The sequence below is a fragment of the Pseudomonas sp. SM4 genome (assembly GCF_051913165.1).
In the GTDB taxonomy this organism is placed as follows: Bacteria; Pseudomonadota; Gammaproteobacteria; order Pseudomonadales; family Pseudomonadaceae; genus Aquipseudomonas.
In genome coordinates this window covers 16229-32911 of the sequence record NZ_JBODOE010000019.1, presented here as the reverse complement: position 1 = coordinate 32911, position 16683 = coordinate 16229, and the positions used below count along the sequence as shown (strand labels likewise).

Here is a 16683-nt window from a genome sequence, read left to right as displayed (position 1 = left end):
GATCAGCTTGCCGGGTACAACGCCTGGCGCAGCACTTCGCTGAGTTCCTGATAGACACTTTCAATCTCGCCGGTGACCATCGGCATCCGCAGGAAGTCGTGCACCAGTCCGGTGTATTCCTTGCACTGCACGACCACACCACTGGCTTCCAGACGTTGCGCGTAGGCATGACCTTCGTCGATCAACGGATCAAACCCAGCCAGTGCCAGATGCACCGGGGCAATGCCGCGCAAGTCCGGCGCCAGCAGCGGCGAGAAACGCCAGTCGTAACGATCCTGCGGGGTACGCGCGTAATGCTCGTAGAACCACTCCAGCGTCGGACTTTCCAGCAGATAACCTTCGCTGAGCAGCTCGCGCGATTCACTGCTGCGCGACGCATCGGTGACCGGGTAGCAGAGCAATTGCAGGCACGGTTGCAGCATCTGCGGATCCGCCGCAGCCTCGATCGCCAGCACGGTGGCCAACGTCGCGCCAACGCTGTCGCCGGCCAGCGCCAGCCGCGTGGTGTCGAGGTTCAATGCCGCTGCCTGCATGGCCAGCCAGGCCAGTGCATCGGCCGCATCGTGCAGGGCGGTAGGAAACTTGTATTCCGGCGCGCGACGATACTCCACCGCCACCACTGCACACGGCGTGCGCTGGCAAAATTCGCGGCAAATGCCATCGTGGGAATCGAGACTGCCGACAACGAAACCGCCGCCGTGGAGGAACACCATTACCGGCAGCGGTTCAGTACTTGCGGTGCTCGGGGTATAGATGCGCACGGCCAGCGACTCACCGTCGCGCGTCGGGTAACTGAGGTCACGGGAGGCAACGCCCGGCACTTGCCAGCGCATACGCGTCGACGACTGCTCGAAGGCTTGTCGCGCCTGCTCCGGCGTCTGCTGGTGAAAGGCCTGGGCATCGCCTGTCTGGTTGGCCTCGACCAAGTCGAGAAACGCACCGATTTCCGGATTCAAAGACATGAAGGACATCCTGGTGCGGCCCATGGGCCGCACCTCTATCGAAGGTTGAAAAAGGCTCAGACCGGCTGCGCCAGGCAGTGGTCGATCAAGGCTTGCAACTCGTTCTGGTAATCCGCCATCAAGCGTTCGACGGTGCTGGTGCGGTAACGGCGGGTGCTGTAGATGCAGCGGAACGCCAACCGTCCGTTGTACACCTGCCCGACCAGCTCCAGCCAATTGGCCATCCCGGCGTCCATGTCGTAGCTGTCGCCGATGTTGTCATCGGCAGGCACCAGCAACGCCTGCTCGTCGAAACTCTGGTCGAACTGCCCGAGGTAGTTGAACGTCACCCGCGCCTGCGGCAATGCCGCCAGACGCTGCCCCAGCGGTGCACCGGCCATGTGTCGCAAGGCACCGTAGCCGACGCCCTTGTTCGGCAGGCTCTGCAACTGATCGCGCACCGTGACGATCGCCTCGCCCATGTCAGTGTCGTGGCCAGGCGCCAGGCGCACCGGGAACATCGTGGTGAACCAGCCCATGGTGCGGCTCAGGTCGAGGTCTTCGAAGAGGTCTTCACGACCATGCCCTTCGAGTTGCACCAGCACCGACGGATCATCGTTCCAGCGGCACAGCACGCGACCCAATGCAGTCAGCAACAGATCGTTGATCTGCGTTTGATACACCGCCGGCGCCTGTTTGAGCAGGCTGGCGGTGAACGTCTCGTCAAGGTTCATCACCGCTTCGGCACGATGGCGTACCAGATTCTTGCCGCGCGGGTTGTCGCAGCGCATTTCCTTGCCCGGTTGATCGAGCGTTTGCAGCCAGTAATCCAGCTCTTCGTCGATCAACGTGCGAGTGTGTGCACTGAGGTGTTCCGCCCAGTCGCGGAAGCTGCTGGTGCGCACCGGCAATTGCGGCTCCTCGCCGAGGCAATACGCGTCGTAAGCGGTTTGCAGATCCTGCAACAGCACCCGCCACGACACACCGTCGATGACCAAGTGATGGATCACCAGCAACAGCCGCGCCTCGCCGTCCGGCAAGGTCGCCAGCAAACCGCGCACCAACGGCCCCTCGCCCAGATTCAGACTGCGTTGCGCCTGGTTGGCGAGCACTTCCAGTTCATCCTTGTCGGCGACTTGATGCACCCACAACAATGGCGCTTGCTGCGCCTGCTGACGGCAATCGTCCAGGCTCTGGTAATGCTGGGTCCAGACCCCGCCCTCACGGACAAAACGCAGGCGCAAGGCATCGTGCTGCATCAGCATGGCCATCAGGGTCTTTTCCAGCGCGACCGCATCGAGGGCCTGCCGCGAGCGCAGAATCAGCGCCTGGTTGAAGTGGTGCGGCGCGTTCATTTCTTCGTCGAAGAACCACTGCTGGATCGGGATCAGCGGGAACGCACCTTCGCGCACCACTTGCGTCTGTTCCTCGGCCGCACGGTTGACCACCTGCTGATCGAACAGATTGCCGATGGTCTGGTAACGCATCAGATCACGCAGTTTCAGATCGAGCTTGAGTTGCGGATGGTTACGCGCCCGCGAGATCACTTGCAGGCTGAGAATCGAGTCGCCCCCCAGTTCGAAGAAGTTATCGCTCAAACCAACTAGCTCGACCTGCAACACCTCGGCCCAGATCTGCGCGAGCAAGGCTTCTTCTTCGGTGCGTGGTGCCACGTATTGTTCGACCTGGAACTGCGGCTCCGGCAAGGCCTTGCGGTCGAGCTTGCCGTTGGGCGAAATCGGCATGCGCGTCAGGCACATGATCTGCGCCGGCACCATGTAGTCCGGCAACCGCGCACGCAGCTCGGTCTTCAGGCGTTCGATCAAGCGCGCTTCGTCAGCGCAGTCAGCAACCACATAACCGATCAGTTGCTTGCCGGACACGCCGTCGCGGGCAATGACCACCGCGTCCGTGACGTCTTCCTGCAAACGCAGGCAGGCTTCGATTTCGCCGAGTTCGATACGGAACCCACGTACCTTGACCTGATGGTCGGCGCGGCCGACGTAATCCATCACCCCGCTTTCGCGCAGGCGCACCAGATCGCCGCTGCGATACAAGCGACTGCCCGGCGCACCGAACGGGTCCGGCACGAAGCGTTCCGCCGTTACCGCCGGCCGACCGTGATAACCACGGGCAACCCCGTAACCGCCGATGTGCAATTGCCCGGACAAACCGGCCGGCAGCGGATTCAGATCATCGTCCAGCACCCACAGCGAGCGCTGACCGACCACCCGGCCGATCGGCGCATACGCCGCCGCGCACGGTTCGTCGTTGGCGGCTTTCCACAGCATCGGCGTGACCACGGTTTCGGTCGGCCCATAGCCGTTGGTGATGAATTGCGGCTGGAGAATGCTGCGCACCTGTTGCAGGGTCTGCTCCGGCACCGCATCGCCACCCAGGCAATAAATGCGCACCTTGGGCGCGGTCAAACCGCTGGCCTGCACGTACTCGGCCACTTGCTTGAGGTAGGCCGGCGGGAAACAGGCGATGTCGATCGACCGCGTCTGCAAGGCGTGACAAGTCTGCTCTGGTGTCCACAACTCGTTGTCGCGCAGCACCAGCGTGCCGCCGAACGCCAGAGTCGTCAGCCAGCGTTCATGAGCGCCGTCAAAAGCAAACGACATGAAGTGCAATTCACGGCTGCTGTGATCCATTTCATACAGTTGGCAGATCGCCTGGCAATGCATGCTCAGCGGGCCATGGGTGACCGCGACACCTTTGGGCAAACCGGTGGAACCCGAGGTGTATATCAGATATGCGAGGGTATCTTCGTTGACCTGCACCTGTGGCGCCGTGGCCGCGTAGGCACCGGCGTCGAAGTTGTCGAGGTCAACCAGTGGCAAGTCTTGCGGCAACGGCAGGCGCGCGGACAACTCGCCACGACTGATCATCAGGCTCATGCCCGAGTCTTCGATCATGAACGCGAGGCGATCGCGCGGGTAATCGATGTCCAGCGGCACATAGGCAGCACCGCTCTTGAACACCGCCAGCAACGCCACCAGCATGTCCAGCGAACGCTCCAGCGCGACGCCGATCAACACTTCCGGGCCGGCGCCGTTGGCGATCAAATGGTGCGCCAGACGATTGGCTTGCGCGTCCAGTTCGGCGTAGCTCAAGTGCTCGCCCGCGCACTCCACGGCGTTGGCTTGCGGACGAATTCGCGCGTGTTCGGCAATCATCAGCGGCAGCCATTCACGCTGGTCGCTTGGCGCCGGTTCCGCGCCCCACTGCTGCAAGACTTGCCATTGCTGCGGCGCCAGGCGTTGCAGGTTACCGAGGTATTCGTGCGGCGTGTCGAGCATCGCTTGCAGGGTGATTTCCATGGTTTCGCGAATCCGCTCCACCGCTTCGACACTGAAGCAATCGCGCAGGAACAGATACTCGATGGACAGCTCTTCGTTGAGATGCACCGCCAGGTCCATCGGGAAGTTGGTCACGTCATGGCTGGCCGAACTGCCGAAACGCAAGCCGCCCTTGGCCTCTTCCAGACGACGGTCGATCGGGTAGTTCTCGAAGACGATGATGCTGTCGAACAGCATCTGTCCGCCCTGCCCCGACCAACGCTGGATATCAGCCAGCGGTGCGTGGGCGTGGTCACGCAAATCGAGGTTGTAGGCCTGCAACTGGGCGAGCCAGTCGCTGAGGCGCTGCGCCGGTTGCAGGGTCTGGATCACCGGCAAGGTGTTGATGAACAGGCCGAGCATGCTGTCGGCATTTGCCAGGCCTTCCGGGCGCCCCGCCACCGTGGCGCCAAAGGCCACACTGCTTTGTCCGGTGTAGCGTTGCAGCACCAACAGCCATGCGCCCTGGATCAGCGTGTTCGCGGTCATCCCGTGGGCGCGGCAATGTTGTTGCAGACGGCGGGTCTGCTGTTCATCCCATTTGGTGTACAGCGCTGCGTGGCCCGCCGTCGTGGCGACGTGGCGCGGGTGCATCGCCTGACTCAGCGCCGTCGGCTCGGCGAGGGTTTGCAGATGGCCGCGCCAGAATTGCTCGAGGCGATCCTGATCCTGGCTTTGCAGCCATTCGATGAAGTCACGATAGCGGCCGCTGTCACCGACCACCTCACCACTGGCGTAATGCTGCAGCACTTCGCCGAACAACTGCGAACTGCTCCAGCCGTCCATGAGGATGTGGTGGCTGGTCCAGATCAGTTGATGGCTGTCTTCCCCGGTGCGGATCAACAGCAAACGCTGCAACGGCACGCGGTGCAGTTCGAAACCACGCGCACGTTCTTCGCGGGCACGCTCGGCCAGACGCTGCTCGCCGATGTCCTGGCCGCGCCAGTCGAGCACCTGCAGATCGACCTCGGCGTAATGCTGAACGACCTGGATCGGCGACGTCTGGCCGCCCTGCCAGTGGAACGACGTGCGCAGAATCGCATGGCGACCGATCACATGTTGCCAGGCACGACGGAAGCGCTCCGGGTCCATGCCCTCGACCGGCAGGTTGATCTGGTTGATGTACAGGTCATCGCCGTCATCGGACAGGGTGTGGAACAACATGCCCTGCTGCATCGGCGACAGTGGATAGATGTCCTCGATCTCGGCCACCGCCAGCGGCAGTCCGTCGAGTTGCGCCTGGGTCAGGGTTGCCAGCGGGAAGTCCGACGGCGTGATGCCGTGGTTGCCCGGCGCACAGCAATGCTCGACCAGCGCTGCCAGCTCGATGGCGTAGTCATCGGCCAACTGCTGGATAGTCGCTTCGTTGAACATTTCGCGGCTGAAGGTCCAGCTCAGCTTCAACTCGGCACCGTACACCTGACCGCTGACTTCCAGCCAGTTGCTCAGTGGCGCCAGCGGACTTTGCTCGCGACCGGCGCTTTCCGCTGCCGGGACGAACAGCGCCGCTTCGTCGAACTGGCTGTCGAACTGGCCGAGGTAGTTGAACGTGATGCGCGCCTGCGGCACCGCCGCCAATGCAGCGCGGCTGGCGTCATCGCCGAGATAGCGCAAGGCACCGAAACCCAGGCCTTTGTTGGGGATGGCGCGCAGTTGCTCCTTGACCTGTTTGATCGCGTCGGCCAGCGCCGTTTGTGGCGTCAGGCGTACCGGATAGAGGCTGGTGAACCAACCCACGGTGCGGCTCAGATCGATGCCGTCGATCAACTCTTCACGGCCATGCCCTTCAAGCTGGATCAGCGCCGAAGTGTCGCCGGTCCAGCGGCAGATGACCCGCGCCAAAGCGGTCAGCAGCAAGTCATTGACCTGGGTGCGATAGGCCGCCGGGGCCTGTTGCAGCAGTTTGCGCGTCAGCGCCTTGTCGAGCTGCGTGCGCACGCTCAAGGCCTGATTGTTGGCGAGACGGCCATCGGCATTGTCGCGAGGCAAATCCTGCGGTGCGTCGAGCAATTGTCCGCGCCAGAAATCCAGCTCGCCGGCAAGGTTGGCGGTGTGCGCCTGCAAGCCTTCGGCCCAGTGCTTGAAGGCGCTGGTCTTGGCCGGCAATTTCAGCGGCTGGCCGTCCTGCAACTGCCGGTAGGCGTCTTGCAGGTCTTCAAGCAGGACGCGCCACGACACACCGTCGACGGCCAAGTGATGGATCACCAGCAACAGACGCTGGCTGCCATCGGCGAGGCTCAACAACATGCCGCGCAACAGCGGGCCGTTGTGCAGATCGAGGCTGCGCTGCGCCTCTTCGCACGCGGCTTCGACTTCATCGGCGCTGTTCAGCGCGGTCTGCCACAACAGCGTCTGCTGCGGCTCGACGGTGCGGTGTGCGGCGCTCCAGCCATCGGCGTTCTGCGTGAACGTCAGGCGCAACGCGTCATGGTGGCGGACCAGCGCTTGCAACGCCTGCTCCAGCGTAGCGCCGTGCAAGGCTTGCGCAGGTTTGAGCAGCAACGACTGATTCCAGTGCTGACGCTGGGGAATGTCGGTCTCAAAAAACAGCTGCTGGAACGGTAACAGCGGCGTGCTGCCGGTCACCGGGTTCTGGTCGATGCGCACACCGCCGTCACCCACGGTCGCCACGCTGGCCAGACCGCGAATGGTCTGGTGCTGGAACAAGTCCTTGGGAGTGAAGTGCAGCCCGGCCTGACGGGCACGGCTGACCACTTGGATCGAGATGATCGAATCGCCGCCGAGGGCGAAGAAGTTATCGCTGACACCGATTTGTTCCAGGCCCAGCACCGACTGCCAGATGTCCGCCAGTTGCTGTTCGATGGCATTGCCCGGCGCCTGATATTGCTCCTGCGCCACGCTGGCGTCGGGTTTCGGCAAGGCCTTGCGGTCGAGTTTGCCATTGGGGCTGAGCGGCATTTGCGCCAGCGCCAGCCATTGCGTCGGCACCATGTATTCGGGCAATTGCTGCTGCACATGCGCAGCGAGGTTCTGACGCCATTCGGCGCTTTCTTCGGTAAGGACGACATAAGCCACCAACTGCTTGCCGTCGATCACCAGCACCACCGCTTCACGCACGGCCGGGTGTTCGAGCAGGCGCGCTTCGATCTCACCCATTTCGATACGCAAGCCGCGCAGCTTGACCTGATGGTCGATGCGCCCGGCGTATTCGATCACGCCGTTGTCGCGGTAGCGTGCCAGATCGCCGGTGCGATAGATGCGCTCGCCATGGCCATACGGGCTGACGGCAAAACGTTCGGCGGTCAGCGCCGGACGCTGGTGATAACCCCGGGCCAGGCCGACACCGGCGAGGTACAGCTCGCCGAGCACACCGACCGGCACCGGTTGCAGTTCGTCGTCAAGGATGTAGCAGGCCAGATTGGCAATCGGTTCACCGATCGGCACGCTGTCGCGGCCCTCTTCGACACAGGTCCAGTGGGTCACGTCGATGGCCGCTTCCGTCGGGCCATAGAGGTTGAACAGCCCGGCCTGCGGCAGCTTGGCGAACACCTGCAACTGCGCGTCGGCGGGCAACGCTTCACCGCTGCAAACGATGCGTTTGAGGCTGCCGCAGGTCGAAACCTGATCATCCTGCAGGAAGGCCTGCAACATCGATGGGACAAAGTGCAGCGTGGTGACCTGCTCGCGATTGATCAGCGCCACCAGCGTCGCCGGATCACGGTGATCGCCGGGAGCGGCAACCACCAGACGCGCACCGGTCATCAGCGGCCAGAAGAATTCCCAGACCGATACGTCAAAGCTGAACGGGGTCTTTTGCAGCACCGTGTCACCGGCGCCCAATTGATAGGCCTGCTGCATCCAGCACAAACGGTTGGTCAGCGCCGCATGTCGGTTGCCGGCACCCTTGGGTTTGCCGGTCGAGCCCGAGGTGTAAATCACGTAGGCGAGGTTTTCCGCATCCACGGCAACCTGCGGATCGGTCGCTGCATAGTTTTCCAGCTCGCCAAGGCTATCCAGCGCCAGGGTTTGTACGTTTTCATTCAGCGGCAAACTGTCGAGCAGCGCCGCTTGGGTCAGCAGCAACTTCACGCCGCTGTCTTCGAGCATGTAGCGCAGGCGCTCCGGCGGATATTCCGGGTCCAGCGGTACGTAGGCGCCACCGGCCTTGAGCACGGCCAGCAGGCCGACGACCATTTCGATCGAACGCTCCACCGCGATGCCGACCAGCGACTCCGGGCCGACGCCGCTCTCGATCAAGCGATGCGCGAGGCGATTGGCGCGGGCGTTGAGTTGCGCGTAGCTCAGGCGTGTTTCACCGAAGGCCAGCGCCGGTGCATCCGGCGTTTTCGCCACTTGGGCTTCGATCAACTGCTGCAAACTGGTGGTCAGCGGGTAATCCACCGCCGTGTCATTCCAGCCGAGCAGGATCGCCTGGCGCTCTTGCGCGGTGAGCATCGGCAGTTCGCCAATGGCTTGCTGCGGCTGCGCGACGATGGCCTGCAACAGCGCCACCAGATGTTCACCCATGCGCGCGATGGTCGCGGCGTCGAACAGGTCGGTGGCGTAGATCAGCGACGCACCGAGGCCGTCCGCCGACTCGTGGGTTTCCAGGGTCAGGTCAAGTTGCGCCTGATGGGTGTCCCAGCGCATCGGTTCGACCTGCAACTGTGCCAGCGAAGCGTTGGCGCCTTGCTGACGAGTGGCGGTCTGGTGGTTGAACATCACCTGGAACAACGGGCTGCGGCTCAGGCTGCGTTCTGGCGCCAGGGCTTCCACCAATTGCTCGAAAGGCAGTTCCTGATGAGCTTGCGCGCCCATCGCCGCCTGTTTGACCTGCTGCAACAACGCATTGAACGGCAGGCGCGGATCAAGTTGCGCACGCATCACCTGGGTGTTGACGAAGTAGCCGATCAAGCCTTCGGTTTCGGTGCGGTTACGGTTGGCATTGGGCACGCCGACGCGAATATCGGCCTGGCCGCTGTAGCGGTGCAGAAAGGTCTGGAACGCCGCCAGCAACACCATGAACAGGGTCACCCCTTCACGCCGGGCGATGGCTTGCAAACCCTGGTTCAACGCCTCATCGAACTCCAGGTCGAGACGCGCGCCGCGATAACTTTGCAGCGCCGGCCGCGCGCGGTCCTGAGGCAGTTCCAGCACCGGTTGTTCGCCACCCAGTTGCTCGAGCCAGTAAGCCAGTTGCCGCTCCCGCTCACCCGCTTCCATCCAGCTGCGTTGCCACAAGGCGTAGTCGGCGTACTGGATCGGCAAGGCTGCCAATTCGGTAGCAGTGCCACTGCTGAAACCGGCGTACAGCGCGATCAGCTCATCGACCATCACGCGCATCGACCAGCCATCGGAAACAATGTGGTGCTGGATCAGGATCAGCACATGGTCATCGGCGCCCAGGTGCAGCAATTTCACCCGCAACAATGGCCCTTCGGCGAGATCGAACGGCTGCTGGATCTCGCTTTCGATCAGCTGTTGCAGCACGCCATCCGCGGTGTCGGCGGCAAGGCTTTGCTCAACGATGGTCAGTGCCGCGTTGGCGCGGATTTCCTGCTGCGGGCGCTGGCCGTCATGCACGAACACCGTGCGCAGCGTCTGGTGCCGCTCGATCAGGCTGTCGAAGCTGCGTTGCAGCGCGGCGACATCGAGTTGGCCGCGCAGGCGCAGGGCCATGGGAATGTGATAGGCGGCGCTGCTCGGCTCCAGTTGCCAGAGAAACCACTGGCGCTCCTGAGCGTACGACAAACCGAGGCTATCGAATGCCGACTGCACTTCGGGAATCGGCAGATTGGCCGGGGACACACCCTCGGCGAGCATTTTGCCGAGGTATTCCTTGCGCTTTTCCAGCGGCAGAGTGATGAAGCGGCGGGCAATCCGCGTGGCGACGTTAATGTCCATTCACGCGTCCTCCATTTCGTCGAGCAGGTCTTCGAGCAAGCTCAGTTTCGAGGCCGTGACCTGTTCACCATTACCTTGCAATTGCGCCACCAGATCCGCCAGTACCGGGTACTGGAAAATGGTTTGCGGGAGCAGCGTCATACCGAGTTCAAGTTGAATGCGCGACACAATGTTTATCACCAGCAGGGAGTGACCTCCCAGTTCAAAGAAGTTGTCGGTCAAGCCGACCTGATCGAGTTTGAGCACATCGCCCCAGATCGCCGCGACCTGTTTTTCGAGGTCACTGACCGGCGCCACATAGGCGTGTTGCAACAGGTTGGCATCGGCCGTCGGCAGTGCCTTGCGGTCGAGCTTGCCGTTGGCGGTCAGCGGTAATTGCTCGAGTAGCAACAGATGCGCCGGGACCATGTAGTCCGGCAGATCCTGGCGCAGCCGCAGCCGCACCTGCTCGCGCCAGGCAGCCTGTTCCAATGGATCGAGCGCTTGCGCAGCGACGATGTACGCCACCAGTTGCACGCCGCCGACGCCGGGCTGATCGAGCACCACCGCCTGACGCACTCCGGGCAATGCCAGCAGGCGTGCTTCGATTTCACCGAGTTCGATACGGAAACCACGAATCTTCACTTGATGGTCGATACGCCCGACGTATTCGATGCGGCCATCGGTGCAGTAGCGCGCCAGGTCGCCGGTGCGATACAGGCGCGCACCCTCGGCGCTGAACGGGTTAGGGACAAAACGCAGGGCACTGAGGTCGCTGCGGTTCAGGTAACCACGGGCCAGACCGGCGCCGGCAACGTGCAGTTCACCGATGCAGCCGCGTGCGACCGGGTTGAGGTCGGCATCCAGCACGTACCACGCCAGGTCGGCAATCGGCGCGCCCAACGGGCTACCGGCGGCATTATCGAGGTCGGCCAGCGACAGCGGCCGGTAACTGACGTGCACGGTGGTTTCGGTAATACCGTACATGTTGACCAGTTGCGGCGCGCGGTCGCCGAAGCGCTCGAACCATGGGCGCAGGCTCTTCACTTCCAGCGCTTCGCCACCGAACACCACGTAGCGCAGCGACGGTTGCAGCGCGGGCGCGGCCGCGCACGCCACCTGCATCAGCTGCTTGAACGCCGACGGCGTCTGGTTCAGTACCGTGACGCGCTCGGCGCAGAGCAAGGCAAAGAACTCTTGCGGCGAACGGCTGACGTCCTGCGGCACGATGACCAGACGGCCGCCATGCAGCAGCGCGCCGAAGATTTCCCAGACCGAGAAATCGAACGCGTAGGAATGGAACAGCGTCCAGCAATCATCGGCGCCGAAGTTGAACCAGCCCTCGGTGGCCTCGAACAGGCGCAACGCGTTGGCGTGGCTGAGCAGCGTGCCCTTGGGCTTGCCGGTCGAGCCGGAGGTGTAGATCACGTAAGCCAGATTGGCGGTGTCGAGCGCAATCTGCGGATCGCTCTGCGCTTGCGCAGCATAGTCATCGCCGAGCGGCAGATGGCTGACCTGCGCGTCGATGGCGACGTGATCGAGCACCCCGGCACCGCTCAACAACAGGCGAATGCCACTGTCCTCGATCATGTATTGCAAACGGTCGGCCGGGTACTGCGGATCCAGCGGCAGATAGGCGCCACCGGCCTTGAGGATCGCCAGCAGGCCGACAATCATCTCCAGTGAACGCTCGGCGGCGAGGCCGACCAGCACGTCGGCGCCAACGCCTCGGCCAATCAGTTCATGGGCCAGGCGATTGGCGCGGCGATTGAGTTCGCCGTAGCTCAGATGCTGCTCGCCGAACGTCACGGCAACCGCCTCGGGCGTGCGCTGCGCCTGCGCTTCGATCAAGCGGTGCAGGGGTTGTTGTGGGTTCCAGGTCTGCGGCGCCGGGTTCCAGTCTTCGATACTGTGCTGACGCTCGTCAGCCGCGAGCATCGACAGTTCACCGATCAATTGCTGCGGTTGCGCGCTGATGCTGCGCAACAGCGCCTGCCAATGTTCGGCCATCCGCGCAATGGTCGAGGCGTCGAACAGGTCGGCGGCATAGACCAGCGAGGCGAAGATGCCCTCGGCGGATTCTTCGGTATTGAGGGTCAAGTCGAACTGCGCCATCAGGCTGTCCCAGTCGACCTCGCGGATCTGCAACCCATCCAGCTCGGCCAATGCCGTGCTGCGACGGGCCTTGGCCTGGTGGTTGAACATCACCTGGAACAGCGGGCTGCGGCTGAGGCTGCGTTCCGGTTGCAGCACTTCCACCAGTTGCTCGAACGGCAGATCCTGATGATCCTGCGCACCGAGCGCGGTCTGGCGAACCTGTTGCAGCAGCTCGCTGAAACGCAGGCCGCCGTGGATATCGGCGCGCAGCACTTGGGTGTTGACGAAGAAGCCGATCAGCCCTTCGGTCTCGACCCGCGTGCGGTTGGCCACCGGCACGCCGACACGAATGTCGTCCTGCGCGCTGTAGCGGTGCAGCAAGGTCTGGAACGATGCCAGCAACAGCATGAACAGTGTCACGCCTTCACGACGGGCGACGTTGTTCAGCGCCTCACTCAACGCAGCATCCAGCGCCAGTTCGAAACGTGCACCACGCAGACTCTGGGTGGCCGGGCGCGGACGATCCAGCGGCAGTTCCAGCACCGGTTGCTCGCCGCCCAACTGGGTCAGCCAGTAATCGAGCTGGCGTTCGCGCTCGCCCGCCTCCATCCAGCGCCGCTGCCACACGGCATAGTCGGCGTACTGGATTGGCAGCGCCGGCAGGCTTAGCTGTTCGCCACGGCTGAAGGCGGCGTACAGGCGAATCAATTCATCGACCATCAACTGCATCGACCAGCCATCGGAAACGATGTGGTGCTGGATCAGCACCAGCACATGATCCTCGGCGCTCAGTTGCAGCAGGGTCGCGCGCAGCAGCGGCTCTTCCTGCAAGTCGAACGGTCGGCGGATTTCGGCTTCGACCTGCGCCTTGAGCGCGGCGTCATCGCTGTCGGCGGCGAGGGTGCGCGATTCGATCGGCAGGCTGAACGGCGCCAGAATCAACTGACGGGTGCCGTCGGCCTCTTGCAGGAAGCGTGTACGCAGGCTCTCGTGGCGGGCGATCAGCGTGTCGAAACTGCATTGCAGCGCTTGCCGGTCGAGCGGCCCGTGCAGGCGCAGCGCGCTCGGAATGTGGTAGGCCGAACTGTGCCGATCCATGTGCCAGAGGAACCACTGACGCTCCTGCGCGTACGACAGCGCCAGCGGCGCGCCACGTTCCAGCGCGACCAATGGCGGTTGCTGCGCGGCATTCGCAGCCTGCGCCAGATGGCCACAGAAACCACCCAGCGTGCTGTGTTCGAACAGCGCCTTGAGTGGCACGTCGAGTTGCAACGTCTGGCGCACCCGCGACAGCACTTGGGTCACCAGCAGCGAATGGCCGCCGAGTTCGAAAAAGTTGTCGGTCATGCCAACACGATCAAGCTTGAGCACTTCAGCCCATATCTGCGCGGTTTGCTGCTCAAGGCCGGTGACCGGCGCGACATAGTCTTGCTGCATCAGGCTGGCATCGGGTTTCGGCAAGCCCTTGCGGTCGACCTTGCCGTTCGGCGTCAGCGGAATGTGTTCCAGCACCATCAGGTACGCAGGAACCATGTAGTCCGGCAGGCTGTGTTTGAGGCTGGCACGAATCTGCTCGCGCCAGACGCCGTGTTGCGCCGCCTCGACCGGTTGCGCGGCAACGATGTAGCCGACCAGTTGCGCGCCGTTCGCACCGTCCTGAGCCAGCACCACCGCTTCGCGCACCGAGTCGAGCGCCATCAGCCGCGCTTCGATTTCACCCAGCTCGATACGGAAACCACGCACCTTGACCTGATTGTCGACGCGACCTTGATAATCGAATACGCCATCGGCGCGCAGGCGCACCTGATCGCCACTGCGGTACAGGCGCGCACCGGGCGCGCCGAACGGATCGGGAACGAAGCGCTCGGCGGTCAGCGCCGGACGATCCAGATACCCGCGTGCCACGCCGTAGCCACCGAGGTACAACTCGCCGGCCACGCCTTGCGGCAGCGGGTTGAGTTCGGCGCTGAGCACCCAAGTGCTGCGCTCGCCGACACGTTCACCGATCGGCGCATAGGCCGCGCCGCAACGGGTGTCTCGGTCAGCCTTCCACAGCAGCGGCGTGACCACGGTTTCGGTCGGGCCGTAGCCGTTGATGATGTGTTGCGGTGCCAGGGCGCGACGCACCCGTTCAAAGCTGTCATTGGGCACCGCATCGCCGCCGAAGCAGTAGATGCGCACCTTGGGCGGGTTGCCTGCGATTTCGGCGAACTCGGCCAACTGTTGCAGATAGGCCGGCGGAAACGCCACCACGGTAACGCCGTGACGCTGCATGGCGCGGTAGGTCTGCTCGGCCGTCCACAGGCTGTCGTCACGCAGCAACAGGCTGGAACCGTGAGTCAGGGGGGTCAGCCAGCGCTCATGCGCGCCGTCGAAAGCGAACGACATGAAATGCAGTTCGCAGTCATCCGCGGTCATGGCGTAGCGCTGACCGATCGCCTGGCAATGCATCGCCAGCGGGCCATGGGCTACGCAAACGCCTTTCGGCTGACCGGTCGAACCCGAGGTGTAAATCACGTAGGCGAGACTGTGTTCGTGCACTGCAACGGCAGGCGCGGTGTCCGCGAATTCAGCGGTGTCGAGCGTATCGAGGCACAGGCTCGGCAAACCCTGCGGCAGCGGCAATTGGCCGATCAGCGTCGAATCGCTCAGCAACAGGGCGATGCCTGAATCCGCCATCAGGTAGGCCAGACGCTCGCGCGGATAACTGGCGTCCAGCGGCACGTAAGCGCCACCGGCCTTGAGCACCGCGAGCATTGCTACAAGCATTTGCGGGCTGCGCGGCAAGGCGATGCCGATGCGCACTTCCGGCCCCACGCCGTCCAGTTGCAGGCGCTGGGCGAGGCGATTGGCCTCGGCGTCGAGTTCGGCGAAGGTCAGTTGCTGATCTGCGCACCGCACGGCCAGCGCTTGCGGTTGTGCCTGCGCCATGCGCGCAAAACGTTCGTGCACCGGCAGCCGATCCAGCGCCACCAGTGCATTGCTCTGTTGCAGTCGGGCAAATTCATCGCGGCCGAGCATCGCCAATTCACCGATGCGCTGATCGCTGCGAGCGACGATAGCGGCCAGCAGGCTTTGCCAGTGATCGGCCATGCGGGTGATGGTCGCCGTATCGAACAGATCGGTGGCGTAGACCAGCGAAGCGCTGAGGCCAGCGGCGGACTCGTAGGTGTCCAGCGTCAGGTCGAACGGTGCGGTGTGACTGTCCCAGCTCACCGGCTCGACACTCAGGCCAGGCATCTGCACCGATTGCTGCTCGGCCGGTGCGGCGGTCTGATGGTTGAACATCACCTGGAACAGCGAGCTGCGGCTGAGGCTGCGGGTCGGCGCGAGCGCTTCGACCAGTTGCTCGAACGGCAAGTCCTGATGCGCCTGCGCGCCAAGGGCATGCTGTTTGACCTGTTGCAGCAATTGGTTGAAAGGCATTTGCTCGTCGAGTTCGGCGCGCAACACCTGCGTGTTGACGAAGAAGCCGATCAGGCCTTCGGTCTCTTTGCGGTTGCGGTTGGCAATCGGCACGCCGACGCGAATGTCATTCTGGCCGCTGTAGCGATGCAGCAAGGTCTGGAACGACGCCAGCAACAGCATGAACAAAGTCACGCCTTCGCGCCGCGCGACGTCCTGCAAACCTTTGCTGATGGCAACGGGCAGGCTGATGTCGAGGCTCGCGCCACGGAAACTCTGGCTCGCCGGACGCGGATGATCCAGCGGCAATTCCAGCACCGAGGCCTCGCCGCCGAGACGTTCGGTCCAGTAAGCCACTTGCCGTTCGCGCTCGCCCGCCTCCATCCAGCTGCGTTGCCACAGTGCGTAGTCGGCGTACTGAATCGGCAACGGCGCCAGCGCTGTCGCCTGACCGCGACGGCGGCCGGCGTACAACTGAATCAGCTCATCGATCATCACCTGCATCGACACGCCGTCGGAAACGATATGGTGCTGCACCGCCACCAGCACATGTTCTTCGGCGCCCAGACGCAGCACCCGAACCCGCAGCAGCGGGCCCTGGAGCAAGTCGAACGGCTCGGCGATTTCCGTCTGGATCAGCGCTTTCAACGCCGTCTCATCAATCCCCTGGACATCCTGCACCGGCAAAGCCAGTGCGAAAGGTGCGTGGATAACCTGCAACGCCTTGCCCTGCTCATCGAGGGCGAAGCCGGTGCGCAGGCTTTCGTGACGCTCGATCAGCGCCGCGAAGCTGGCCTGCAACGCCGGCAGATCCAGCGCCCCGCGCAAACGCAGGGCGGTGGGGATGTGATAAGCCGCGCTGTGCGGCTCCATTTGCCAGAGGAACCACTGCCGCTCCTGAGCATAGGAAAGCAACAGGGGCTCTGCGTCACCACGCCGGAAAACCGGGGCGATGCCGTAGAGATTGACCCCCTGTTTGCCCAGTAGAATCGCCAGCGCCTTGCGTTTCTCGGGAGAAAGCGCGCCTACCGATTCAATCAACTGCTGCATGCCGT

At 63.3% G+C, this 16683-nt stretch carries 3 protein-coding genes; all 3 read right to left on the bottom strand.

What is annotated here, in order from left to right:
* Window positions 1-2 precede the first annotated feature (2 nt).
* The 3 genes from ACQ4MY_RS26815 to ACQ4MY_RS26805 are packed head-to-tail and all read right to left on the bottom strand — an operon-like array spanning window position 3 to window position 16669.
* Window positions 3-962, bottom strand: coding sequence for an alpha/beta hydrolase fold domain-containing protein (locus ACQ4MY_RS26815; RefSeq protein WP_440097015.1), 960 nt, complete (start codon window positions 960-962; stop codon window positions 3-5).
* 56 nt (window positions 963-1018) lie between these two features.
* Window positions 1019-10147, bottom strand: coding sequence for an amino acid adenylation domain-containing protein (locus tag ACQ4MY_RS26810; protein ID WP_440097014.1), 9129 nt, complete (start codon window positions 10145-10147; stop codon window positions 1019-1021).
* The gene (locus tag ACQ4MY_RS26805; protein WP_440097056.1) at window positions 10148-16669 is read right to left on the bottom strand and encodes an amino acid adenylation domain-containing protein; all 6522 of its coding nucleotides are present in this window, start codon (window positions 16667-16669) and stop codon (window positions 10148-10150) included. It abuts the gene before it with no gap.
* Window positions 16670-16683 lie beyond the last annotated feature (14 nt).